We start from the raw sequence: 25,216 nt of genomic DNA on the forward strand, positions 1-25,216 counted from the left end.
CACGGCATTCCGAGCTCGATCGCCTCGCCGGCGGCAAGCACGCCACAGATTACCCCGGCATCGTGATGTCCGGGCCGTCGAACTCCACGACCAGGCCGTCCACGTCCAGCTCCGCGCCCAGCGAGTAGTCGCCCCCCGGCAGGCCACTGAGCATGTACAGGTACCGGCCGAACACCCAGCGCATGTCGTAGCGCTGCACCACGGCGCCCCCGCGGTCGCGGACCACCAGTACCCCGGACTCGGCGGGTGCCCCCGTCGGGGCGCCGTCCCGGTCCACTCCGTCCAGCTCCAGCATCACCGGCCGGGTCCGCCCGCTGCCGGCCACGTGCCACTCCGGTTTCCAGCCCGCGGCCCGGTGCTCGGCCGCGCCTGCCCATCGCACGGCGTTGACCAGCAACCGGGAACCGTCCTCGGTCCATCCAAGCCCGGGGCCGACGGTGTCGGTCACCGCGCTCGCCGACAGCACCACCTCGATGCTGCCCACGGTGCGCCAGTCGTACCCGGCGGCCAGCCCGGTCACCGGGTCCTCGCCGTCGCGCTGCACCGACAGGTCCGCCAGCGGTTGCCCGGCGTAGGAGTCGAGCACGCTGTAGTACCCGCCGTCGACGATCAGCCGGGCCGGGTCGGAGAGCCCGGCGAACAATTCGTGTTCGCCGCCGAACCCGGTCAGCTCGACCGGCCCGTCGCCGTAGCCGTGGGCGCCGACGTCGACGCGGTCCGTGTGGCGCTCCAGCAGCCGCACGCCTCCCCGGTCGGTGCCCCACGTCCCGGTGAACACCACGCTCACCTCCGCGTCGTCGGCGGCGGAGAGCATCGTGTCGAACGTCTCCCCGTCCGGTGAGCCGCCGTTGATGACGAGCACGTCATACCGGTCGAGCGTGCCGGCACTCTCCCACTCCCGATCCCACGCCACCGGAGCGGCCGCCTCCCCGGCTTCGCGCAGCAGGCCGATCACCGCGCCGTCGACGTCTCCCAGGACGCCCACGTCGACGGGGCGCAGCTCGACGTCCAGGGTGGCCGGCTCCTCCGCCGTGATCGTGACCTCGGCCGTCGCCGGGAGGAACCCGTCGGCGGTGACGGTGACCTCGTAGTCGCCCTCCAGCAGGTCGCCGGCGGCGTACGCGCCGGCGTCATCCGTGCGTGCCGACCAGTCCGACGTGCCCTCCGGGCCGGACCCCGCCAGCGCCGCTCCCGCCACCGGCTCGCCGTCCGCCGCGGAGGTCACCGTGCCGACGACCTCGCCGCGTGGCAGCGGTGCCAGCTCGACGTCCAGCGTCGTGGTGCCGGACTCCGGCACCTCCACGGTCCGTTCGGCCACCTCGAACCCGAACGCCTCGACCCGGATCGCGTGCGTCCCCGATGGCAGGCCCAGGACGTAGGTTCCATCGTCGCCGGTGGTGGTGCTCGCGCCACCGTCCACGGCGGTGACCGTGGCGTCCGCCACCGGCTCGCCATCCGCCGTCACCACGCCGGCCACCTCGGCCTGGCGGGCCTCGACCGCCCACGCCACCGCATTGCGGTAGATGCGCTCCGCATCGGTGGTCCAGCCGTCGCCGGGACGGCCGTACGAGCTGGCCGCCAGCCCGGAGAGCAGGATCTCCACGCTGGACGGCGAGCTGAACCGGTACCCCACCGCCTCGCCGAGATCGTCGCCGTCGGTCTGCGAGCGCAGGTTCGCGATGGTGGTGCCGCTGTAGTCCGCGTACGACAGCCACTGCTGGTTACCGCCCGGATTGGTGATCAGCTCGATCGGCTCGCCAGCGGGGTAACCGGCGAAAATCGGGTGCCCGTCGCCGGAACCGGGCACGTACTCCACCGCCTCGGGGACGAACCCGTCGTCGACACTGGCCGGGTCCCCGCGATAGTCGGACAGCTCGCCGATCGAATAGCCGCCCCACTGGCCGGCGAACAGCACCGACACCTGGGCCTCCCCGGCGGCATCCACCACGGCTTCGAACCCCTCGCGGTGTGACGACAGGATGGTCCCGTTGAAGATGACCAGATCGACGTCACCGGCCTGCCCGAGGCGCGTGGCCAGCTCGCCGAGTCCGGAACCGGCGACCTGCTCCACGTCGTAGCCGTCCGCGTCGAGCAGCTCGGTCACCGAATCGCCGAGGTCACGAACCACCGCCACGGTACGCGATGACGTCAGGGCGACGTCCATCGCACGCGTCTCGCCCCCGGCCACATCGACCCGCTCCTCGTGGGCCTGATACCCGTCGGCGGTGACGCGCAGCGTCCACTCCCCCTCCGGCACGTCTTCGATGACGTAGCCACCCTCGTCGTCCGTGGTGGTGGACAGCGGCGTGCCGGAGAGCGCGACCTCGGCACCGGCCACCGCGTCGCCGTCCGGACCGGTCACCGTGCCGCTGACGGTGCCCATCGGCTGCGGCGCGAGCTCCACGATCGGACGGACGACCTCGCCTGCCTCGACGCTGACCGTGACCTCCTCGGTGACGTAGCCGAAGCTCGCCGCTTCGAGCGTCCACTCTCCGGGAGCCAGCGGGATGACGAAGCTGCCGTCGCCCTCGCGCGCCGGATACGTCTGTCCGGTTTCCGCCACGGTCACCTCGCCGCGCAGGGGCGTTCCGGCCGTGCTGCCCGGCTCGCCGACCAGCGTGCCCCGCACGTCGGCCCCGAGGTCCGCCCCGTCCAGGGCGTAGCCGAGCGCGTTGCGCAGCAGCCGTTCCGCGCCGGAAGTCCAGCTGTCACCAGCGACGTCGCCGTGGGCCGGGTAGCCGTACCTGCTGACCGACAGCGTCCCGAGCAGCACGTCGACCGCTCCCGCGCCCCGGTGGCGCACCCCGGCCAGCCCGCGCCCGTCCTCGTCGTCGCTGCTGACGGTCGCGACGGTGGTGCCGCTGAACCCGTCGAACCAGGAGTACTCCGCGCCGTCCTCCACCAGCGGGAAGGATTCCTCCAGCCCGGCCAGCAGGGCGTGGCCGGGCTCGGCCGCATGGGCCGACACCTCACCATCGCTACGACCCTGACCGGCGACGGCCGGGTCGCCGCCGTAGTCCGACAGGTACCGGAACGATCCCCGGCCGTACTGGTCCAACCAGAGCACCGGGACGCTGGCCCGGGTCGCCGCGTCGTCGAAGGCGGCCAGCCCGTCCGCGCCGGGATCGAGCCCCGGGTACGAACCCATGTTCGCCACGACGAGATCCAGATCGCCCACGCGGCCGGTGTCGTCCCAGCTCAGCGGTTCCGGCGTGTAGCCCCAGTACTCCAGGTACCCGGCGAGGCGCTCGTCATAGTCGTCGATGATCCCCACGATGGGCGACGGCCGCAGCTCGACGTCGGCCGGTGCGACCTCGCCGGCAACGACGGTCACCGGCACCCGGGTACGCACGTGGCCCTCCGCCCGGATCTCCAGCTCGTACTCGCCGGGTTCCACCAGGTCGAGCGCATACGAGCCGTCCTCGTCGGTGGTGGCTTGCAGCGGGGTACCGAGCAGGGACACCAATGCCCCCTCGACCGGCTCGCCCCCCGCGAGCGGCCCGGTACCGATCTCGTCGCCGGCGGTCACCGTTCCGGACACGGATCCGGTATCGGCCGGTTCCAGCTGCACGTCCAGCGACGTCGCGGCGTTGCGCTCGACACTGACGGCGCGTTCGGCCACCGCGTAGCCGAACGCGGAGAACCGCAGCGTGTAGTCACCGGGCTCCAGCGCCACCACGTACGAGCCGTCGGCGTCCGTCTCGGCCCGCGCCCCGGTCTCCACCACCTCGACGGTGGCCGGCAGCGGGGTGCCATCGACCCCCACCACCGCGCCGTCGACGCTGCCCAGGCCGGGAGCTGCGGCCCAATCGATCGCGTTGAGGTAGAGCTGCCGCCCGTCATCGGTCCAGTCTTCGCCCGGTCCCTGGAAGAAGCTGGCCGCCATGCCGCCCAGCAGCAGGTGCACGCTTCCCGGGGTGCGGGGAGTGTAGGCGGCTCCCACGCCCCGCGTGCCGCCCTCCTCGGTGACAAGGTCGGCCAGGGCGGTGCCCGAGTACTCGACGAGCGCGGCAGCGTACCGGTCCGCGCGCAGGATCTCCGGCCGGTCCGCGACACCCTCGAAGAGGGGGTGCTCCGGCACGCGCGGCGCGTAGCTGACGATCCCTTCCCGGCTGACCGGTTCGCTGCCCGCCGGATCCTCCAGGTATTCGCGCAACAGCCGCGCGCCGCCGTAGGAGCCGAACCGGTCATCCGGGAAGATGCCGCTCACCTCGGCGGCGTCCATAGCGTCCAGGAAGTCGCGGAACCCGGCCTCGCCCGGGTCGTCGGGATCGTTGAAGACGACGACGTCGAACTCGCCGACACGATCCACGTCACCCCAGCCGATGTCCTCGGCCGCGATCTCCGCCGCCGTGAGGACGTCGACGACGGGATCGCTCGCGTAGTCGCCGAGCACCCCGACCCGCGCGGCGGCGTCCAGCTCGACGTCGACGACGGTTTCCTCTCCTGCCTCGATCTCCACCTCGTCGCTCGCGCTGAGGTGGCCGCCGGCGCTGACCTCCAGCTCGTAGGTGCCGCCGGGGACGTCGTCGATCCGGTACGCGCCGGCATCGTCCGTTGTCGTTTCCAGATCCGCCCGGGGCAGCGAAACCCGCGCGCCCTCGATCGGTTCGCCGTCACGTGCGCTGGTGACGGTGCCGCTCAGCGCACCGGCTCCGGAGTCCGCGAGCTCGACGTCCACGGCGCGGGACTCCCCGGCTTGCACCGTCACGTCTTTCTCGACCGGTGTCGTGCCGACCCGGGAAAAGCGCAGCGTGTGCTCGCCGGGCGGCAGGAAGATCCGGTACGTGCCGTCGTCGGCCGTCATGACCGTTTCCCCGGTGGTCACGGCCTCGACCGTCGCCGCCAGCGGCTCGCCGCTCGCGGCCGTGACCGTGCCGCTTACCTCGCCGAACTCGGCGTCCATGGCGTAGGACACCGCGTTGTCGACGACGGTCTCCGCTGCGGGCAGCCAGTCCGTCTCGGGATCACCCCACGACGCGGCCGCCGCCAGCGAGCCGAGCAGCACGTGCACGCCGTCGGTGCCGCGTGGTGCGTAGCCGATGCCGCCGCCGGTGACACCGTGGTCGTCCGTATGCAGCTCCGCGACCGTCGTGCCGGAGTAGCCGTCGAAGGCCGACCACGCGGTTCCCGGCACCAGGATCCCGGTGCGCTCCCCGGGAACGAGGCCCTCGGTCAGGGGGTGTTCGGCCGTGGCCACGAGCGACACCCGGCCCGCTCCCATGTGGTCGTCCGGGGCGGATTCGGGATCGCCCACGTGATCGATCAGGTGGTTGATCGCACCCCAGCCCAGCGACCACTGATCCAGCCAGACGACGCTGGTTCCGGCCGCGTCGGTGGCGTCGAGGAACTCGACGAACGTCTCCTGGCCCGGGTCGGTGTCCCGCGCGCCGTTGGCGACCACGGCGGAGAAGTCACCCGGGCGGGAAGCCACATCGGCGTAGCTGGTCGGTTCCGTCGCATACCCCAGGTCTTCAAGCACGGCACGGATCTTGCCGTCATGGTCACCCACCACCGCCACGTCATAGCGGGTCAGGGTCAGTTCCACCTGGGCGGTCTCCCCGGCGGTGACCTCCACCTCCTCGTGGACCGGGGCGTATCCGGTCAGCTCGGCCGTGAGCCCGTAGCTGCCGGCCGCGACCTCGCCGAAGCCGAAGGCGCCGTCGGCGTCCGTGCTCACCGGATCGTGCGGCGCACCGCTGAGCGTGATCGTGGCATCCGGCACGGGCTCCCCGGCCTCGTCACGGACCACTCCGGTCACGCCGCCGTCGTCGACGGCCGCCAGCTCGGCGTCGACGGTCACGGTGCGGCCCGCCACCACGTCCACCGCCCTGCTCTCGCCGGTGAGCCCGTAGGCGGAGATCTCGACGGTGTACTCGCCGGGCGGGTGGGCGAGCTCGAAGTGGCCGCTCTCCGGGTCGGTCCGCACCTCGGGGCCGGTCTCGGTGACCGTCACTCTCGCCTCGATCGGACCGTCCGGGCCGGTGACCGTGCCCTCGATGGTTCCCGTGGGGTGGAAGGCGTAAAGGTTGCCCCGCGCGTCCGCCGTGACCAGCCGCCCGTCCGCGTAAGCCGCCGACGAGGTCACGTTGCCGCCGGTCTCGGCGTCCCACACCAGCTCGCCCGTGGCGGCGTCCAGCGCCCACACCCGGTGGTCCAGCTGCGAGCCACCCACCACGTAGCCGTCGTCGCTCACCATCACCGACGCGCTCACCACGCCCGAGACACCGTGATGCCAGACCGGCTCGCCGGTCTCGCGATCGTAGGCGACCACCGTGCCGCGCCCGTGCGAGCCGGCGATCACCAGATCGCCATAGACGGCCGGGGTGCTGCCCTGGCCATCGCCGTGCGAATCGGCCTCCCACAGCACCTGTCCCGTGTCCGCAGCGATCGCGAGCATGCTGCCGTCGCCGTCGCCGTCCGTCGTGGGGACGTAGACCGTGCCGTCGACGACGCTGGCGCCACCGATGAAGTAGTCGTCCTGGCGGGCCAGCGTCCAGACCCGCTCGCCGGTCTCCACATCGAGGGCGATCAGCTCGCCATCGTCAGCGTTGCCCACCACCGCCATACCGTCCCCGACCGCCGGACCGGCGAACACGGACGTGCCGACGTCGGCCGACCAGAGCTCCTCGCCGGTCTCGGCGTCGAGCGCGAGCACCGTATCCTCCCGGGCCTGCGTGGGACCGGTCGCGGCATAGACCACGCCGCCGACGACGCTCGGTGCGGTGTAGACCGTGCGCCGGTCGGGTGTGGACACCGACCACAGCTCCGCGCCGGTCTGCGCATCCAGGGCGTAGATGCCGCCGTCGAGCCCGCCTCCGGTGTAGACGGTGCCGCCGGTGCCGTCGCTGCCGCCGGTGCCGTCGCTGCCGTCGGTCACCGCGGGTGCGCCGCGCAGGGTGCCGCCCGCCTGGAAGGTCCACTGCCGCTCCCCCGTGCCGGCGTCGCGCGCGGCGAGCTGGCCGCCGTCCGAGCCGTGCACCACCAGGCCGTCGGCGATGACCGGCGAGGCGAACACCACGTCGCTTCCGGCGTCCGCGGTCCAGCTCGGCTCCAGCGTGCCCGCGGCCAGGCTGTCACCGGACAGGCCGCTGCGCGTGGCATTGTTCTGGTACTGGGCCCAGCCATCGGCACTGGGCTGGGTCAGCGGCTCCAGCGTGATCGCCAGCTCGGCGTCGCCGTCCACGGTGACGTCCAGCTTGGCCGGTTCGTGCCCGGCCGCGGAAACCCGCAGCGAGTACGTCCCGGCCGCCACGTCCAGGGCGAACCGGCCATCGTCGCCAGTCCGCACCGGATCCAGCGGCGTGCCGGGCAGGCTGACACGCGCATGCGCGAGCGGCTCACCGTCGTCGACGCCGGTCACGATGCCCGAGAGCTCGTGTTCGGCCGCAACGTCGAGCTCGGCGTCGAGCGTGCTCGTCTCCCCGGTAGTGATGGTCACCCCGGCCGCGTGCTCGGCGTAGCCATACGCGCTGATGGTGACCGTGTGCTCCCCTTCGGGGACATCCAGCTCGTAGGCGCCGGTCTCGCCGTCGCTCTCGGTGCTGGCCGCCGCGGCGCCATCGCCGGCGGTGACCGTCGCCACCAGCGGGCCGTCGGGACCGGTGACCGTGCCAGACAGCGTGCCCGAATGGGCGACGCGCGTGACCGCCGCGTGAGCGTCAACGATGCCGGCGCCGTAATCGTCGTCGGGGACCTCACCCATGTGCGGCTCCGCCCGGGCGGTGTCCTCAAGCTGCTCGCGGATCTCCTCGATGGTCAGCTCCGGCGCGGCAGAAAGCATGAGCGCGACGGCACCCGTGGCGTGCGGCGCGGCCATGGAAGTGCCCGAAATAGTGTGATAGCCGCCGTCGATCAAGTGCCGTGGCCAGGCCGAACGGATCCGGTATCCGGGAGCGCTGACCTGCGGCTTGCGGTATGTCTCGCCGTCCCAGACGGCCGGGCCACGGCTGGAGAAACCCACGACGAGATCGTTGACGTCCGTCGCCCCGATGCCGATGGCGTTCGGGAAGCTGGCCGGCGAGCCGACCGTGCCCGGTGCCGGGCCGTTGTTGCCGTTCGCGAACACCGGGACGATTCCCGCCGCCTCCCACGCGGCGACGTCGTCCCAGAACTCCGTGCTGGTGGTGGCATCCGAGCCCCACGAGTTGTTCACCACGTCCGGCGCGGCCCCGGGATCGCCGCCGGGAGCCAGCATCCACTGGAAACCGTCGTGAATGATGGACGCGGATGTGGAGCCGGAATCGCGGAAGATCTTCGCGGCGATCCACTCCGCGTCGGGGGCGACGCCGGTGAGCTCGCCCGGGGCGTCGCCAACGATGCTCCCGGCCACGTGCGTCCCGTGACCGCCGCCGTCGCCGGGCGTCGGGTAGTTCTCGCCGGTGGCCGCATGCCAGCTGGCCTCGGGGTCGCCGTCGGTGCCCCGCCAGGACGCGGCGAGCGCCGGATGCTCCCCGTCCACCCCGCCATCCATGATGCCGACCACCACATCCTCGCCGCGCACGCCGTACTCGCCCCAGACGTCGGGCGCGTTCACCGACTCCAGACTCCAGCTCGGCAGGAGTGGCTCTCCGGGCTCGGGTTCGACCGGTTCGGGAAGGGTGATCTCCTCGTCGAGAGTGACACTGGCGACGTCGGGGTGCTCGGCGATCTCGCGTAACGCCTCGCCGTCGACGGCGGCGGCGAAACCATTGAAGATCCAGAACGACGTGACGCCGTCCGCGCGTCCCCCGGCCTCGTGTTCATCGAGGAGCTGGCGCACACCGTCTTGGCCGGCGTCGGCCGTCTCCTGTAACTCCTCGACTACCGTGCGGGCGCGGGCCTCCTGCGCCCGTTCCGCGACGGCGTTCAGGTCCTCGCTGGTGACGGCGTCGTCGCGGGTGCCGTCGCTCGCGTCGTCGCGGGTGTTGTTGCTGGTGTCGTCGGCGATGTCGCCACTGGTGCCGTCGCTGATGTCGCGGTCCGCACGGGCGCGGGCGGCCGCGTCGTCGGCGGCGTCCGCCGCTTGCTCGGCCAGGGCACGCATGTCGACCTGATCGCGCAGCCGGATGATGACATCCGCCGTGCCATCGGCGTCGAGGGTCTCGTGAACCTCGTCATCCACGCCTGTTGGTACGTCAGATGTCCCCGCAGGGAGATCCTCGGCTCGCGACGCGCCCAAGGTGTCCGGCTCGATCGGGAGGCCGGTGGTCAGGTCGTGGGCGTCGCTCGCCTCACTCGCATCCGCCTCACTCGCATCCGCCTCACCCGAATTCGCCTCACTCGCATTCGTGTCGCCGCTGGTGTCGCTGGTATCGGGCGTCTCGTCCGTTCGCGTCGTCTGGTCAGCGCTGGTGAGCCGCGCCGCGGGTGGGTCGGCCGCTGCGGGAGCGGTCGTGGCTGCTACGAGCGTGACGCCGAGGAACACGGCCGCGATGCGGTGAGCGGCCGTGCGGGCAGGAAAGAAACGCGTGACCATCACGTCTGACCTCCACGACACAGGTCAGCGATCTCTCCCCCGACAGCCGTTCAACGCTAGAGACCGGCCGAGCGGTTTTCATGTGATCCGTCACGGTATAGACCACTATCACCGCCTGTAAAGGGTGTGATCATCACTTCTTGGGTGTGCGGAACGTCCAGGCGGCTATAACGGGCTCTGGACGTTCCGCACACCCAAGAAGTGGCACGCTCCGATTCGCCGCTTACGACGGAAACGCGTCCGTGCGCTCCGCGTGCCGCAGTTCTTCTTGCAAGCGTGCCACGTGCGCTCGCCCGGCATGCTCGGCAGCTTCCGGGTCGCGGGCAGCGACAGCGTTGAAGATGGCCCGATGCTCGGCCACCGTCTGGGGCAGCCCTCCGAGCGAGCGGTGCGTGGTGAACATCCCGATGCGGATCTGGCCTTGCAGCACGTCCAGGGATTCGACCAGGCGGCGGTTTCCCGCCACCCGGCGGATCTCGGAGTGGAACCGTTGGTCGAGTTCATAATGCCGTTCGACATCGTCGACGGCGGCGGCCTGCTCGTGCTCCTCCATCAGCTGCCGCAGCCGCGTGACGTCGTCGTCGGATGCACGCTGGGCAGCGAGACGAGCAGCCAGACCCTCCAGCACCTCGCGAAGCGCGTAGATCTCGACCAGATCCTCGGATCGGATGTCCGCCACGACCGCCCCTTGATGAGGCTCCAGGCGAGCTAGCCCTTCGTGTGCGATGCGGGTGATCGCCTCCCGAGTGGGGCTCCGGCTGATACCCAGTTGACGGGCCAACTCGGGCACGGAGAGTCGATCTCCGGGTTCGAGCTGATGACTCAATATGGCGTCGCGCAGGGCCACATAGGCCTGTTCTGCCAGTGCGCCGCTTCGCTTGGGCTGTCGTAGCTCCACTCTCAACCTCCACCAGAGGCACACAGCGTGTGACATGCGATCTTCGTGGTCAACCCTTGACGTAGAACATTACATGCACCATGCTACGTGTAATCAATCGGAGATGCGGCCATGCCGTCTCCAACTCGTCACACGCGTGGGAACGCGACAGGCACACGAACAGAGCACAACGGCTCGTGCGAAAGGATCACGCGGATGCCGACACGGCGAGAATTCCTACTCACCACCGCAGGCGCCGGGGCAAGTCTGTTCCTGGTGAACTCGTGCAGCGACCAGGGCTCTTCGGGAAGCAACTTTCCGCAGCGTCCCATCACCCTGGTCGTGGGATCTGCGGCAGGAGGCAGCACCGACCAGACCGCGCGCGCACTGACCGCGAACTTCCAGCTCGACGCGGACATCAGTGTGCAGAACCGCGAGGGAGGGAACCAGACCATCGCGCTGGCCGAGGTCGCCAACGAGGATCCCGATGGCTACACCCTGATCCTCGCCTCGAACGGGCCGTTCTCCACCGAGATGACGCTTCGGGAAGTGCAGTACACCATCGACGACTTCGTGGCCATCACCGGAGTCATCCAGGAACCCCAGGCCATCGCGGTACGTGCCGACTCCCCGTGGGAGAGCCTCGACGATCTGCTGCAGGTGGGCGCCTCCGAACAACCGCTGCGGGCCGGGCAATCCGGCTCGGGAAGCTGGCTCCGGCTCGTCCACGACGCCCTTTACAACCGAGGCGGCGTGGACGCCAACAACGTGCCGTTCGACGGATCGGCCCCGGCGATCCAGGGCTTGCTGGGCGACGAGATCGATTCTGTGGTTGCCAGCCTGGCCGAGCTCAAACAGTACGTCGATTCCGGCGACGCCCGATACCTGGGCATCTTCTCCGAAGAGCGCAGCGACCTGGATCCCGACGTCCCCACCGTGCAAGAACAGGGATACGACGTTCCCGCGGTCACCGTCACCAAGTCCATCCTCGCCCCGGCCGGCGTTCCCGACGACGTCGTGCAAGCACTCCGGGACGGCTTCGCGGACACCTTCGACACCGACGACTACCAGGCATTCATCGACGAGAACCTTCTCGAACCCCGGGAGATCGGCGGAGACGAGGTCATCGACGGGCTGAAATCCGATCAGGAGAAGGCCCAGACGCTCATCGAGGAACTCGACGTTGACGTGGACGGATAAGGCAGCTGTCCGCCTGAGCGACCGGACAAAGGATCGCTGCAGCGGGATCGTGCTGTTCGTCGCCGGTCTGGGCCTGTGGTTCTACTCCGCCCATTCGCTGCAGCGGGGACTCAGCGGCCCGACGGAGATCGGGCCCGAGTTCTTCCCCCAATTCTTGGCCGTTGCGTTGATGGTGCTCAGTCCCGGACTGGTGATCAAGAGCTTCCTCAAACGTGACACCGAGTACCGGCGGCCGCAGGAGCGCGACGAGCGCACGAAACAGGACAATCCGAACGCAACCTTCTACGTGTTCGCGTTCACCGGAATGTACGTGCTGCTCGCCGAGCCGCTCGGCTTCGTCCCGGCGACCCTGCTGACCATGGCGCCTCTCATGTGGCTGCTGTCGGTTCGCCGGTGGTACTTCTACGTCGCGCTCGTGATCTTCGTGCTCGGCGTCCAGCACGTATTCCAGACGTACATGTACATCCAGCTACCGTAGCCGTCGACGGGGAAGGCAGACGCGTGGCAGATCAGATCATCGGTGGCCTCACAACCCTCCTCGAACCGGCGAACTTCGTCTTCATGTTCGTCGGTGTCGCGATCGGAATCGTCTTCGGTTCCCTTCCGGGTCTCACGGCCACGCTCGGCGTCGCCGTGATGCTCACGTTCACCTTCGGAATGGCGCCGGTTCCGGCGGTCATGCTCCTGATGGGCGTGTACGCGGGCGGGATCTATGGCGGTGCGATATCGGCGATTCTGATCAACACGCCCGGCACGCCGTCGTCGGCGGCAACGGTGCTGGACGGCTACGCGCTCACCCGCCAGGGACGCGCGGGCGAAGCGCTGCGCATCGCCACGTTCGCCACCGCGTTCGGCGGCATCCTCAGCGCCCTGGTCCTGCTCTTCGGCGCTCCCCAGCTGGCCAGGGTCGCCCTGGAGTTCGGGCCGGCCGAGTTCTTCGCGCTGGCGTTGTTCGGTCTCGCTGTCATTTCCGGCGTCAGCGGCGGCTCCTTGCTCAAGGGCCTCCTCATGGGAATTCTGGGGCTGCTCATCTCTACCGTCGGGCTGGACCCCGTCGGTGGCCTCCCCCGGCTGACCTTCGGTATGGACAACCTCCAGGGTGGCGTCGAGCTGATCCCCGCCCTCGTCGGGCTGTTCGCCATCGCCGAGTTGATGCGGCGCGCGCCCGGCGCACATCTCGGCGCGCAACGATTCGAAACAGCTGATACCCCGTTCCCCTTCACGCGGGCCTTTCGATATACCCGCACACTGGTCAAATCCAGCGCGATCGGCACCTTCATCGGTGCCATCCCCGGCGCCGGGCCGGGTATCGCGTCGTTCCTGAGTTACAACGAAGCGCGGCGAAGCTCGAAGAACAAGGAGAAGTTCGGCAAGGGCGCACGTGAAGGGGTTGCCGCGTCCGAAGCGGGCAACAACAGCGCCACCAGCGCCACCCTCATCCCGCTGCTCACACTCGGCATCCCGGGCGACACCGTCACTGCCGTCCTGCTCGGTGCGCTGGCGCTACAGGGCCTGCGACCCGGTCCCGAGCTGTTCGTCGATCACGCCGACATCGTCTACGCCATCATGCTCGGCCTGATCATCATTCAGGTCATGCTGTACGTCCAGGGCCGGATCGCCGCACGGTTGTTCGCCAGGGTTGCCACCGTTCCCCCGAACCTCCTGATACCGGTCCTGATCGTGCTCATGTTCGTGGGCGCGTATTCGGTGAACAACACCGTGTTCGACACCCGCGTGATGATGGTGTTCGGCCTCGTCGGCTATATCGCGCACAGATTCGGATTCCCGGTTGTGCCCATGCTGCTGGGCATCGTCCTCGGCCCCATCGCCGAAACCGGCTTCCGGCAGGCGCTCCTGCAATCGGGCGGCGATCCGGGCGTCTTCTTTACCAGGCCACTTTCGCTCACGTTCATCACCCTGGCCGTGCTGTTGTTCGTTGCGCCCCTGATCGCGCAGGGGGTCAGCCGGCTCAGACAGCGTGACCGAGTCAGCACGTAACACCCGACGGTCGCGGTGCCTGCCCTCGCCTCCCTGCGGTGCGAGGGTGCGAGGGTCGGCACCCGTCCCCTACTGGAAAGGCAGGCCCGTGCGAATCACGAAGATCGAAACAGCGCTTCTGGACGCCAACTTCGAGTGGCTCCTGGTGCGCGTGCGTACCGATAGCGGTCTGACCGGAGTGAGCGAGGCGCACTGGGGGTTCGGTGTGCGCGACGCCATTCACCGGTTCGCCCAGTACCTCGAAGGACGCGACCCGCGCCACGTCGAACGACTCTGGCGCGAGATGTACGAGCTCGTCAGCGGTGCAGCCTGGCAAGGCTCGACCATCTGCGCCATGAACGGCATCGAGATCGCACTGTGGGACCTGCTGGGCAAATATCTCGGGCAGCCGGTGTGGCAGCTGCTGGGCGGCACGTACCGCGACGACGTGCGCATCCTTCTCGACCTGCACGCCGGGGAAAGCTACAAGCTCGGCGACAAGACCAAGGTCGGCTGGAGAAACCCGGAAGCGGCGTACGAACCCTCCGCGTATGCCGAGCGAGCTCGAAACGCCGCCGCGCGCGGATTCACCGCGCTCAAGTTCGACATCGACATACCCACGATCCGCGAGCTGGACCCCTTCAACCACTGTGTCACCCCGGGCCAGGTGGATCAGATCGTCGAGATCGTGGGCGCGGTGCGCGACGCCGTCGGCCGCGACGTCGACGTCGCCATCGATTGCCACTGGCACTACAACACCGCGGATGCGATCCGCATCGCCAAGGCCCTGGAACCGTTCGACCTGTTGTGGCTGGAAGATCCCGTACGGCCGGAGAACGTCGCCGCCATGGCCGAGGTCACCAGGAACACCGCCACCCCGATCTGCACGGGCGAGAACCTGTACCTCTCGCACGGCTTCCGGGAACTGCTCGGCACGAATGCCTGCCGGATCATCGAACCCGACTTCCCGCGCAGCGGGGGTATCAGCGAGTCGAGACGGATCGCGCACCTGGCGGAGATGAACTACGTGCCGTTCGCGCCGCACAACGTCGGCGGTCCGCTCGCCACGATCGCGGCGTCACACGTCTGCGCGAACGTGCCGAACTTCCTGGTGCTGGAGTTTCACGCCGACGACATACCGTGGTACAGCGATCTGATCACCGGCGACGTTCCCGCCTTCACGGGAGGGGCGCTGCCCGTCACCAGCTCCCCCGGATTCGGCGTCGACATCAACGACGACGTGGCGAAGGAGCACCAGAAGTATCCCGATGAACCGTTGTGGCAGTAATATCCGCTCGGGCTCTGCCGTACCAGGATTTCTTGGGCCGTAACACGTCTACAGCCGTGTTACGGCCCGAGAAAGCGTGCCAAACATGATCATTCGGAGGGATCAGGCGTAGGCGGCGCCGGTCTCCACGTCGAACAGGTGCGCGTACGCGCCGTCGGTGGTCAGCTTCACGGATTCCTCGATCTCGACGCGCTGGTCGCGGGATGTCCGGGCGGTGATCACCGCATCGTCGATGTTGACATGCACGTAGTATTCCGAGCCCAGCTGTTCCACCATTTCCACGGTGCCCGACAGCGTGCCGGAACGCGCGGCGGTCTGGTCGAGATACAGCCGCTCCGGGCGGACTCCCACCTCGACCGTGTCCACGTCCGCCGGTATCGCCGCGGCTCGCTCCCTCGGCAACGGAATCTGGACACCCGGGCTCACCAGCTCCGTGTCACCATCGGCCGACCTGCGCACCGAGCAGCGGAGGAATCCCATGGCCGGCGTTCCGATGAAGCCCGCCACGAACCGGTTGGCGGGATAGTCGTAGAGATGGTCAGGGGTTCCCACCTGCTGGATCATGCCGTCACGCATGACCACGATCCGGTCGCCCATGGTCAGCGCCTCGACCTGATCGTGCGTGACATACACGGCCGTCGCGGTCACCGTCTTGTGCACCTTGAGAATCTCGGCGCGCATCTGCACCCGCAGGTGCGCGTCCAGGTTGGACAGCGGCTCGTCCAGCAGGAACGCCGACGGATCCCGCACGATCGCCCGCCCGAGCGCGACCCGCTGGCGCTGTCCCCCGGAAAGCTGCTTCGGGCGGCGGCGCAACAGGTCGCCGATCCCCAAGAGCTCGCCCGCCTGGCGCACCCGCTCGTCGATCTCGGACTTGGAAATCTTGCGGCGGCGCAGGCCGAACGCCATGTTCTCGTAGACGCTCTTGTGCGGGTAGAGGCCGTAGTTCTGGAACACCATCGCGATGTCGCGGTCTCCGACGTCGATGTTGTTGACGCACACGTCGTCGAAATACACGTCGCCACCGCTGACGGGTTCGAGCCCGGCGATGATGCGCAGTAGTGTCGTCTTGCCCGAGCCCGACGGCCCGACCAGCACGACGAACTCGTGATCGTCGATGTCCAGGTTGCAGTCCCGCAGGACCAGCTCGGAACCATAGCTCTTCTCGACATCGCGCAGCGAGATCTTAGCCATCGTCAACCTTCCAACGTGCCCGGGCCGTGCCCGTGGTCATGGTCTCGTTCACGTCTCACTCACCTGCCACGGCGCCGGCCGTCAGTCCCCGCACCATCGACCGCTGGATCGCGAAGAAGGCGATCAGGAGCGGAATCGACGTCAGGACCGATGCCGCCATCATGCCGCCCCAGTTCGTCTTGAACTGCCCGGTGAAGCTGAGCATCAAGCCCGACGGCAGCACCTGGTTCTCGATGGTGTTGATGAGCGCCAGCGGATAGATGATGTTGTTCCATACGTCGATGAAGATGAAGGTGGCGGTGGTGAGCAGCCCGGGAATCGTCAGCGGCAGGGCCACTCGTAACAAGATCTGCCAGCGCGGATAGCCGTCGACCCGGGCTGCCTCGATGACTTCCTTGGGAACGCCGTCGAAGAAGCCCTTCATCAGCCACACGCCGAAGGGCACCGCGAACGAGATGTAGCCAATGATCAACCCGAGCATCGTGTTGATCAGATTGGCATTCAGCAACAGCAAGTACAGCGGCCCCAGCAGCACCACCAGGGGAAGCATCCGGGTGAGCAGGATCAGGAAGCTCATCGGCTCCCGCAGGCGGAAGTTGCCCTTGGAGAGCGCGTAACCCCCGAACGCCGAGAGCACGAGCGAGATGAGCGCCGCCGCCGCGGCGGTGATGACGCTGTTCACGACGAACGAGCCGAAGGGCATGGCACCGTTGAACAGGCTCTGGTAGTTGCCCATCGTGTACTCGTTCGGCAACAACGACGGATCCGACTGCGTTGCCTCGAGTTCCGGTTTGAACGACGTAGACAACATCCAGTAGATCGGCGCCAGGGCGAAGAACAGCGCGACGGCGATGCCGACGTTGCGGGCGGCCCGTCCACCGCGCTGGCGCCGTGCACGCGGCGCCGGCCGGGCCGCTGGCGCGGATCGCTCGGACACGGCCACGGCCATCAGGATCCCCTCCTCAGCATGCGGGCATAGGCGATGGCGAAGAGCAGGAGCAGCACCAGCCAGATCACACCGACGGCCGAGGCGTAGCCGAGTTCGAAGCTGGTGAACGCCAGCCGGTACACCCACACGACGAGTGTGGTGGTGGCATATCCCGGTCCGCCTTCGGTCATCGCCCAGATCTTGCCGAAGTCGTTGAAGTTCGCGACCACCATCAGCAGGCTCGCGATCAGCGCGGCGTTGCGCATGTACGGCAGCTTGATGTGCCGCGCCATCGCCAGGCCCCGGGTGCTGTCCACGCGCGCCGACTCGATGACCTCGTTCGGCACGGCGGCGAGCGCGGCGCCGAAGACGAGCACGAAGAACGGCGTCTGCGCCCACACGTTGGCCGCGACCACCGTGGGCAGCGCCCACGTCGACGAGACGAGCCAGTCCACCGGCTGATCGGTGATGTTCAGATCCATCAGCAGGGCGTTTATGACGCCGCTCTGCGCGTCGAACATGTACCGGAACAGGAACGCCACGACCACGAACGGCACCGCCCACGGCGTCAGCAAGAGCGTCTTGACGACCCGTGCCCGGCCGCTGAGGTTCTCCACGAGCAACGCCACCATGGCACCGATGATCGCTGCGATCGCCACCGATCCGAACGTGTAGATGGCCGTATTCCGCAGCGCTTCCCAGAAGATCGGATCATCGACCAGCTGCTCGAAGTTGGCGGTGCCGACCGGCGTGGGGTCGGCACCGGCCAACGGATTGAACTCGGTGGTCGACAGCTGGATGGCACGGACGATCGGATACCCGATCACCACGCCGATGGCGATCAGGGCCGGCAGGATCATCCAGTCCATCCACGGCCGCCGGCCCAGCCCCGTTCGCCGCCGCGGCTGCCGCGGCGCAATTGCGGTGTTCGTCATCCTCAATCGAGTGCCGATTCGAGCTTGCTCTGGATGTCCTCGGCGACGTCGGCCGGGTCAGCACCGCTCGTGACGATCTGTTGCAGACCGGCCATAACCGGACCGTATCCCGCGGAGAACGTCTGACCGTACGGCGGAACCGTGAACGTCGGGTTGATGTCCTCGATGAACGACTGCCGCACCGGAGTGTCCATCAGTTCGGCGACTTCCCCTTCCGGTTCGGTGACCGGTGGCAGCGCCAGCGCGGTGTCCATGGTGTAGTCGACGATCGCATCCTCCGAGGTGGACAGGTACTCGATGAGCTCTGCGGCGGCTTCCTTGTTCTCGGAGTTGTTGAAGATCACGAGCTGATGGCCCTGATTGACCGAGTACGGCTCCCCGGACGGCCCGGTGGGCAGGGTCGTGACCCCCCACGCCTCGAAGAACTCCTCGTCCGACATGCCATTGGTGTCCTGCACCACGCCCTGGAAGACGTCCTGATCCCAGATGAACGCGACCTCGTCCTGCGCGGCCTGGGGCCGGAACTCGCCGATCTTGCGTCCCGGCTCGATGTAGTCGTTGCTCGCCAGCTCGCTCATCCAGGACAGGTACTCCACCATCTCCGGGCTGTTCGCGTTGGCGCCCGATTCGCCGAAGGGCTCGGCCCCGAACGTCTTCATCCACGCCCAGTTCGCGCCCAGCCCGAAGGGCCGGTTCGTCACATCAAGACCCAGGGGCGTGATGCCGGGGAACTCCTCCTTGATGGCCGCCAGCGCGTCCATGAGCTCGTCGATCGTCTCGGGCGGCTGCTCCGGATCCAGGCCCGCGTCGGCCATGAGGCCCTTGTTGTACCAGAAGCCTTGCGGCGAATCGATCCACGGGAACGCGACGAGCTCGCCCTCGTACGTGCCGCCCTCGACGTCCGCCGGGTTCACCGCGGAGATGGTCTCCTCGTCGAGGTGCTCCCCGAGCGGGGCGAGCGCCTCGGTGGAGGCGACCGCGAACGTGTCGTTGCCGGCCAGCTGCGCCACGTCCGGCGGATTGCCCGCCTGCACTCGCTGCACCATCTGCTGGCCGATGTCGCTGAACCCGATACCCTCGCTCTCGATCTTGATATCGGGGTGTTCCTCTTCGAACTGCTCCAGCGTTTCCTGCAGGCCGGGCCGCGTGGCGTCCTCGGTGTCCGCCCAGTTGGCGAAGGTCAAGGTGACCGTGCCGTCCTCCGATGTCCCGGCATCGTCACCACCACACGCGGCCATCAACAATGCGAGAGCACCCGCGCCCGCCAGCGCCCGCAGGCCCAGCGGGGGCGACAGCGGGTGATGCCGCCGCGCCCGGTTCGTGCTCGTATTTTCTCGATCGGAATAGCGTTGCATGTCGCTCTCCTCACGTCAGCTTGGGAGAGAGGTTAGACCTCTGGCGTCTGGCACGCAACATGTCGTGATGTGGTCGCAATGCGATGGCCGAAGAGCGCGTTTCGCGTGCAGCGCGACAGATCTACTGTTCGCCCTTCTCGGCCGCGATGCGTTCCAGCGCGGCGTGGTGAGCGCTCCGAATGTGCCTCCGGGCGGCCTGACCGGCCTCCGACGGATCGCGGTTTTCCAGCGCAGCCACGATGCTTTCGTGCTGCTTGCGGGCCTTCTCCCGCCGCCCGGGAATCAGCAGTGTCGTCTGCATGCCTTCGATGAGGATGTCGTGCAGCACGTCCGTCGTCTGCCGGAGGAACCGGTTGCCCGCCGCTTGCGCGATGGCCAGGTGAAAGGTCGCGTCGAGGCGGGCCAGCCGCTGGAAATCGCCGGAATCGTCGAACGCCGAATCGAGCTCGTCCAGGATTTCCCGGAGATCGACGATCTGCTCGTCGGTGATCTGCTCGGCGGCCCACTGCGCCGCCGGCACCTCCAGCACCTCGCGCATCGCGAAGAGTTCGTTGACATTCACCTCGGGATTGCTCAGCGCCGCGCCCAGCGCCTGCTTCGTCTGCGACTCCGCGACGAACACGCCACGCCCGTGCCGCACGATCAACCGTCCCTGAGCCTGCAGGATCCGTACGGCCTCGCGCACGGAGGGGCGGCTGGTGCCGAGCAGTTCGGCCATGTCCCGTTCCGTGGGCAGCCGGTCACCCGGTTTCAGGGCATCCTTGGCCAGGAGGTCTTCGATCTGCGCGACGATGCGCTGGGAGACATTTCCCGCCTGGTTCACCGGTTCCCACACTGTGACTCCCCTCACGTCAGGCGACTCCGGTCCGGAGCTCGCGCCGCACTGTGATGGCGCTGATGGGCGAGCATAGCTGGCCAGAGCTCTGGACACATCAATCGTAACCGGCACGGCGGCGCGCTGGGCACGCTTCCACAGACTACCTTGCTTCACTTATCGCCGGACGATAGTGTTCAGAGGTCAAGCCACTTACCACGTGGAAGGATTCGGCGGATGCCCGAGGAACACACCAAAGCAGTGCCCCAGTTTCTCGCCCACAAGGAGGGTGACCACGTCGCCGTCGCCGTCCAAGACGTCTCGCCCGGAACCGCGCACGGTTGCATCCTGCATGGCGATCAGGATCTGACGGTCGACGTCCAGGACACGGTCCCCCTCGGGCACAAGATCGCCCTGACCGACCTGGCGGAGGGCGTCGACGTCATCGAGTACGGCGTCCGGGTCGGCATCACCACCGCGCCGATCACGGCCGGCCAGTATGTCCACACCCACAACGTTAGGAGTGCCCGGTGGCAGAGCAGCGTCGCCCACTGACCGGATACCGCCGCCCCGACGGGCGGGTCGGGATCCGGAACCACGTCATCGTCCTCCCGGTCGACGACCTCTCCAACGCCGCGTGCGAAGCAGCGGCAAACATCGTTCCCGGTACGCTCGCCATCCCGCACGCGTACGGGCGTCTCCAGTTCGGCGAGGACCTCGAACTGCACTTCCGTAGCATCATCGGCACCGGCGCCAACCCGAACGTGGCCGCCGTCGTCGTGATCGGAATCGAACCCTCGTGGACCGAGCGGGTGGTCCAGGGAATCGCCGCCACCGGGAAGCCGGTGGAGGGATTCTCCATCGAACGCCACGGCGATCTGCGGACCATCGAAAAGGCGGCTCGCACGCTGGCCCGGTTCCACCAGGACGCCTCGGAGCTCCAGCGCGAACCCGTCGAACGCGGCGAGCTCATGCTCAGCATCAAGTGCGGCGAGTCGGACACGACCAGTGGCCTGGGCTCCTGCCCCACCACGTCCGAAGCTGTCGATCGCTGGGTCGACGCCGGCGGCACCGTCCTGTTCGGCGAGACCAGCGAGCTCACCGGGGGCGAGCACCTGATCGCGGAACGCTGCGTCAACGACGAGGTGCGCAAGAAGTTCCAGGGCCTGTACGACCGCTACCTGGCGCGGATCGAGGCTGAAGGCGCGAACCTGCTCGGCTCGCAGCCCACGCAGGGCAACATCCGCGGCGGCCTGTCCACCATCGAGGAGAAGGCGATGGGCAACATCGCCAAGACCGGCTCGGTGCCCGTCGTCGACGCCCTCGAACCGGCCGAAGCGCCCACGGTCCCCGGGCTGAACTTCATGGACACCTCCTCGGCCGCGGCGGAGTGCGTGACGTTGATGGCCGCGGCGGGAGCGGTGCTGCACCTCTTCCCCACCGGGCAGGGCAACGTCATCGGGCATCCCATCGAGCCGGTGATCAAGCTCACCGCCAATCCCGTCACGGCGGAGACGATGACCGAGCACATCGACCTCGACTGTTCTGGCCTGCTGCGCCGGGAATACCCGCTGCCGCACGCGGGCGACCAGCTCATGGACATCTGTGACCGCACGATCAACGGCCGGCTGACCGGCGCCGAGCTCATGGGACACCGCGAGTTCGCGCTGACCCGGCTCTATCCAAGCGCATGATGGAAGCCAACTACATCGCCGGCGAGTGGCGACCGGGAGCCCGCGACGCCATCGCCGTACGCAACCCCGCCGACGGCTCGGTGCTCGCCGAGCTCGGATACGGCACCGCCAACGACGCCGTGACCGCCGCCGACGCCGCGTCGGACGCCTTCGGCGACTGGGCCGCGCGCCCGGCACGGGAGCGCTCGGACATCCTCGTCCGGGTCGCCGACCTGCTCGCCGAACGCGCGGAGACGATCGGCCCGCTTCTCGCCCGGGAGACCGGCAAGCGCCTCCCCGAGGGAATCGGCGAGATCCGCCTGTCCGCCGAGTTCTTCCGCTGGTTCGCGCACGAGATCCGGCAGCCGCACGGCGAGCTGCTCACGCCCGAGGCCGGAGCCCGGCGCCAGGTGGCCCTGAGCCGGCCCGCGGGAGTGGCGGCCTGCCTGACCCCGTGGAACTTCCCGGTCTCGATCCAGGCGCGCAAACTCGCCGCCGCCCTCGCTGCCGGATGCACCACGGTGTCCCGCGCCTCGGAGAAGGCGCCGCTGGCCGTCGTGGAGATGTTCCGGCTCCTGTCCGAGGCGGGAATTCCACCCGGGGTCGCCAACCTCGTGCACGGCCCGGCCGCGGAGATCACCGACACGCTGCTGGACCACGCTGGCGTGCGGGTCGTCAGCTTCACCGGATCGACGACGATCGGCCGGCAGATCATGGCCAAGGCGGCACCGCGCATCGTGCGTCCCGCGCTGGAGCTCGGCGGCGACGCCGCCTTCGTCGTGTGCGCCGACGCTGACGTCGAACAGGCCGTCGAGGGCGCCATGATCGCCAAGTTCCGCAACAACGGCCAGTCCTGCATCGCCGCCAACCGGTTCCTGGTGCACCGCGACGTGTACGAGGAATTCCGCGACCGGCTCGTCGCGAAGGTGGACGCGATGACCGTCGGCGATCCGGTGGCCGACCCGGTGCCAGACCTCGGGCCACTCATCGATGACGGCCAGGTCACGGCGGTCGACGAGATCCTGGGTGAGGCAGCCGCCGCTGGCGCGAGGCGGCTGACGCGCGACATCCCGGTTCCGGACGGCGGGAGCTACCTCGCCCCGTCCATCTGGGAGAACGTGCCCGACAGCAGCCGGATGGTGAGCTCCGAGATCTTCGGGCCGGCGGCCGCGCTCATCCCCTTCGACACGGACGACGAGGCGATCCAGCGTGCCAACCAGACCGAGATGGGCCTGGCCGGATACGTCTACACCAGGGATGCCGCGCGGTCGTGGCGCTACATCGACGAACTCGACGTCGGGATCGTCGGCTGCAACAACCCGGTTCCCCCGGCGGTCAACGCCCCTCTCGGCGGCGTGAAACAGAGCGGTCTCGGACGCGAGGGCGGTGCGCTGGGCCTCGAAGAGTTCCAGGTCACCCGGTACGCCTCGTGGCAGCTGGTGTAGGCGGCGCCGTGGGCACAGACAGCCACAGTTACGACGTCGTCGTCTCCGAAGACGTCTGGGGCGAGCCGTTCGATGGCCTGGCACGTGAGCGTTCCGTCCTCGCCGGTGCCGACCTGTGGTCGGACCGCACCCGGTTGACGCGCGTACTCGAAACCGCGCAGGCACTGGTGGTGCGCAACCGCACCACCGTCGATGCCGAGCTCATCCGGGCGGCGCCCGGCCTGAAGGTGATCGCCCGCGCCGGTGTCGGGCTCGAAAACATCGACGTGCAGGCCGCCGACGAGCGTGGCGTGGTGGTCGTGTCCCCGCGCGGCGCCAACTCGCGCAGCGTCGCCGAGTACACGATCGGTTCCGCGCTCGCGTTGCTGCGCGGCCTGCTCCCGCATGACCGGGCCGTCCGGGACGGGGCGTGGAACCGGCATCCCGGGCGGGAACTGTCCGGGCGCACCTGGGGCATCCTCGGTGCGGGCTCCACGGGACTTGCCGTGGCGCGCCTCGCGCGCGGCTTCGGCATGCCGGTGACCGGATACGATCCCTACGTCGACGACGACGATCCGCAACTCGCGGCGTCCGGCGTCCGGCTCGTGTCCCTCGATGCGCTCTGTCGCGAGGCGGACGTGATCAGCGTGCACCTTCCCGGCGGCCCGGAGACCTCCGGGCTGGTGGATCGCCGCCTGATGAAGCTCATGGGCAGCGAGACGATCCTCATCAACGTCGGGCGAGGCGAGGTGGTCGACGAGGAGGCGCTGGCCGAGGCCCTGGAGAACGGAGATCTCGCGGGTGCCGCGCTAGACGTCCGGGCGAGCGAGCCGCCGGTTCCGGCCGCGCTCGAACGGCTCGACAACACCTTGTTGACGCCGCACATCGCCGGGATCACCGAGGAGTCACAGGACCGGATCGTGCACGCTCTCGTCGCCGACATCCGCGCGGTGCTCGCCGGTGATGAGGCCGCGCACGCCGTCGGGCGGGCGCGCGCGGTTTCTGGCGAGCCCGCCGATGGCCCGGGTGCCCGGCCATGACAAGCAGCATGACGACGGTCGGCGAGCTCACGGCGGTCGCCACGCGGCTGCTGCGGCAGGCCGGGATGCCCGACGAGCCGGCACGGCGAAGCGCCGAGCTGCTGGTGCTCGCCGACGTCTGGGGAATCGGCTCGCACGGTCTGCTGCGGCTGCCGTACTACCTGGCGCGGTTCCGCGGCGGCGGCCTCAACCCGGCCGCGGCGCTGCGCGTCCTGCGTGACACGGGGCCGATCGTCTCGTACGACGGTGCGGATGGCCTGGGCCATTGGCAGGTCTGGCATGCCGCCGAGGCGGGCGTGGCCCGGGCACGTGAATACGGCGTGGCGATCGCGTCGGTCGGGTCGTCGTCACACTGCGGCTGTCTCGGGCTGTACACCCTCCCGGCGGTCAACGCCGGCCTGATCAGCCTGGTTTTCTCCACCGGCCCCGCGGTGATGGCCGCACCGGGTACCGCCACGCCGTTGCTGTCCACGAGCCCCCTGGCTGCCGGAGTCCCGAGCCAACCGCGTCCGGCCATCGTCGACCTCGCCACCACGGCTGTCGCTCGCGGCAAGATCGCTGCCCATGCCCAGCGCGGCGAGCCGCTGCAGGAGGGATGGGCCGTCGACGCCACGGGCACGCCCACCACCGACGCCCGGGCCGCCCTGGAGGGCATGCTGGCCCCGCTTGGCGGCGGCAAGGGGTTCGCGCTGGCCTTCATGGTGGAAGCGCTCGCCGCGGGGTCGGTCGGTCCCGCGCTCTCCGGCGACGTCCCCGACATGTTCAACCCGCACAGCAACGCCGAAGCGCAGCGAATCGGCCACCTGGTGATCACCTTCGATCCGTCCTTCGTCGCCGTCGACGGCAACGCGCAGCACCGCCTGGACGCGCTCGCTGCCCGGGTCACGGCGGCAGGAGGCCGCATTCCCGGCGCGTCCCGGACCCTGCCATGGGACATCACCGAAGACACGCCGGTCGAGATCGCCGAGTCCGTCCGTGCCGAACTCGCGTCGTGGGAGGCGAGTCTTCACACGTGATCGGCCGCGCCGGTGCGAAGGTGTACCGAGGAGGAATT

At 68.9% G+C, this 25,216-nt stretch carries 16 protein-coding genes; 9 read left to right on the forward strand and 7 right to left on the reverse strand.

The annotated features are described in order from the left end of the window. Positions 1 to 49: 49 nt before the first annotated feature. Both DPM12_RS06185 and DPM12_RS06190 read right to left on the reverse strand, forming a co-directional pair. Entirely contained in the window at positions 50 to 9,457 is a 9,408-nt protein-coding gene (locus tag DPM12_RS06185; protein WP_112257393.1) for a carboxypeptidase regulatory-like domain-containing protein, read from the reverse strand. A gap of 223 nt (positions 9,458 to 9,680) precedes the next feature. Then, positions 9,681 to 10,355, reverse strand: coding sequence for a GntR family transcriptional regulator (locus DPM12_RS06190; RefSeq protein ID WP_158542779.1), 675 nt, complete (start codon positions 10,353 to 10,355; stop codon positions 9,681 to 9,683). 195 nt (positions 10,356 to 10,550) lie between these two features. On the opposite strand from DPM12_RS06190, the gene DPM12_RS06195 reads away from it, so the two are divergent. The 4 genes from DPM12_RS06195 (at position 10,551) to DPM12_RS06210 (ending at position 14,799) form a co-directional block, all read left to right on the forward strand. Next, entirely contained in the window at positions 10,551 to 11,534 is a 984-nt protein-coding gene (locus tag DPM12_RS06195) for a tripartite tricarboxylate transporter substrate binding protein (RefSeq protein ID WP_158542781.1), read from the forward strand. Beyond that, positions 11,518 to 12,012: a tripartite tricarboxylate transporter TctB family protein gene (locus DPM12_RS06200; RefSeq protein ID WP_158542783.1), complete on the forward strand. Its 495-nt coding sequence runs from the start codon at positions 11,518 to 11,520 to the stop codon at positions 12,010 to 12,012. The genes DPM12_RS06195 and DPM12_RS06200 overlap by 17 nt, the downstream gene beginning before the upstream one ends. A 23-nt stretch (positions 12,013 to 12,035) precedes the next feature. Further along, positions 12,036 to 13,532, forward strand: a complete 1,497-nt coding sequence (locus DPM12_RS06205) for a tripartite tricarboxylate transporter permease (RefSeq protein ID WP_211658524.1) — start codon at positions 12,036 to 12,038, stop codon at positions 13,530 to 13,532. A gap of 88 nt (positions 13,533 to 13,620) precedes the next feature. Next, the gene (locus DPM12_RS06210; protein WP_158542785.1) at positions 13,621 to 14,799 is read left to right on the forward strand and encodes a mandelate racemase/muconate lactonizing enzyme family protein; all 1,179 of its coding nucleotides are present in this window, start codon (positions 13,621 to 13,623) and stop codon (positions 14,797 to 14,799) included. Between the two features lie 102 nt (positions 14,800 to 14,901). On the opposite strand, the gene DPM12_RS06215 is transcribed toward DPM12_RS06210, so the two are convergent. The 5 genes from DPM12_RS06215 to DPM12_RS06235 all read right to left on the reverse strand — a co-directional run bounded on the left by DPM12_RS06215 (position 14,902) and on the right by DPM12_RS06235 (position 20,061). After that, the gene (locus DPM12_RS06215) at positions 14,902 to 15,993 is read right to left on the reverse strand and encodes an ABC transporter ATP-binding protein (protein WP_112257398.1); all 1,092 of its coding nucleotides are present in this window, start codon (positions 15,991 to 15,993) and stop codon (positions 14,902 to 14,904) included. Between the two features lie 55 nt (positions 15,994 to 16,048). Further along, on the reverse strand, positions 16,049 to 16,942 hold the full coding sequence (locus tag DPM12_RS06220) for a carbohydrate ABC transporter permease (RefSeq protein ID WP_112257399.1): 894 nt from the start codon (positions 16,940 to 16,942) through the stop codon (positions 16,049 to 16,051). Beyond that, the gene (locus tag DPM12_RS06225; RefSeq protein ID WP_112257400.1) at positions 16,942 to 17,856 is read right to left on the reverse strand and encodes a carbohydrate ABC transporter permease; all 915 of its coding nucleotides are present in this window, start codon (positions 17,854 to 17,856) and stop codon (positions 16,942 to 16,944) included. Before DPM12_RS06225 ends, DPM12_RS06220 begins: the two co-directional genes overlap by 1 nt. 2 nt (positions 17,857 to 17,858) lie before the next feature. Next, positions 17,859 to 19,211 carry an ABC transporter substrate-binding protein gene (locus DPM12_RS06230; RefSeq protein ID WP_112257401.1) on the reverse strand — a complete coding sequence of 451 codons (1,353 nt, stop codon included), beginning with the start codon at positions 19,209 to 19,211 and terminating at the stop codon, positions 17,859 to 17,861. Positions 19,212 to 19,332: 121 nt separating this feature from the next. Beyond that, on the reverse strand, positions 19,333 to 20,061 hold the full coding sequence (locus tag DPM12_RS06235) for a FadR/GntR family transcriptional regulator (RefSeq protein WP_112257402.1): 729 nt from the start codon (positions 20,059 to 20,061) through the stop codon (positions 19,333 to 19,335). A 201-nt stretch (positions 20,062 to 20,262) separates the two neighbouring features. Here DPM12_RS06235 and DPM12_RS06240 point away from each other — a divergent pair, with 201 nt between their 5' ends. The 5 genes from DPM12_RS06240 to DPM12_RS06260 are packed head-to-tail and all read left to right on the forward strand — an operon-like array spanning position 20,263 to position 25,178. Continuing rightward, positions 20,263 to 20,580, forward strand: coding sequence for a UxaA family hydrolase (locus DPM12_RS06240; protein WP_112257403.1), 318 nt, complete (start codon positions 20,263 to 20,265; stop codon positions 20,578 to 20,580). Further along, entirely contained in the window at positions 20,556 to 21,719 is a 1,164-nt protein-coding gene (locus DPM12_RS06245) for a UxaA family hydrolase (RefSeq protein ID WP_112257404.1), read from the forward strand. Before DPM12_RS06240 ends, DPM12_RS06245 begins: the two co-directional genes overlap by 25 nt. Next, positions 21,719 to 23,143 carry an NAD-dependent succinate-semialdehyde dehydrogenase gene (locus DPM12_RS06250; RefSeq protein ID WP_211658526.1) on the forward strand — a complete coding sequence of 475 codons (1,425 nt, stop codon included), beginning with the start codon at positions 21,719 to 21,721 and terminating at the stop codon, positions 23,141 to 23,143. Before DPM12_RS06245 ends, DPM12_RS06250 begins: the two co-directional genes overlap by 1 nt. Positions 23,144 to 23,151: 8 nt before the next feature. Further along, positions 23,152 to 24,162 (forward strand): NAD(P)-dependent oxidoreductase, encoded by a 1,011-nt coding sequence (locus tag DPM12_RS06255; RefSeq protein ID WP_112257406.1) that lies wholly within the window; start codon positions 23,152 to 23,154, stop codon positions 24,160 to 24,162. Next, positions 24,159 to 25,178, forward strand: coding sequence for an Ldh family oxidoreductase (locus DPM12_RS06260; RefSeq protein ID WP_211658528.1), 1,020 nt, complete (start codon positions 24,159 to 24,161; stop codon positions 25,176 to 25,178). Before DPM12_RS06255 ends, DPM12_RS06260 begins: the two co-directional genes overlap by 4 nt. The last annotated feature ends 38 nt before the right edge of the window (positions 25,179 to 25,216 follow it).

Source organism: Phytoactinopolyspora halophila (genome assembly GCF_003287285.1).
Taxonomy (GTDB): Bacteria; Actinomycetota; Actinomycetes; order Jiangellales; family Jiangellaceae; genus Phytoactinopolyspora_A; species Phytoactinopolyspora_A halophila.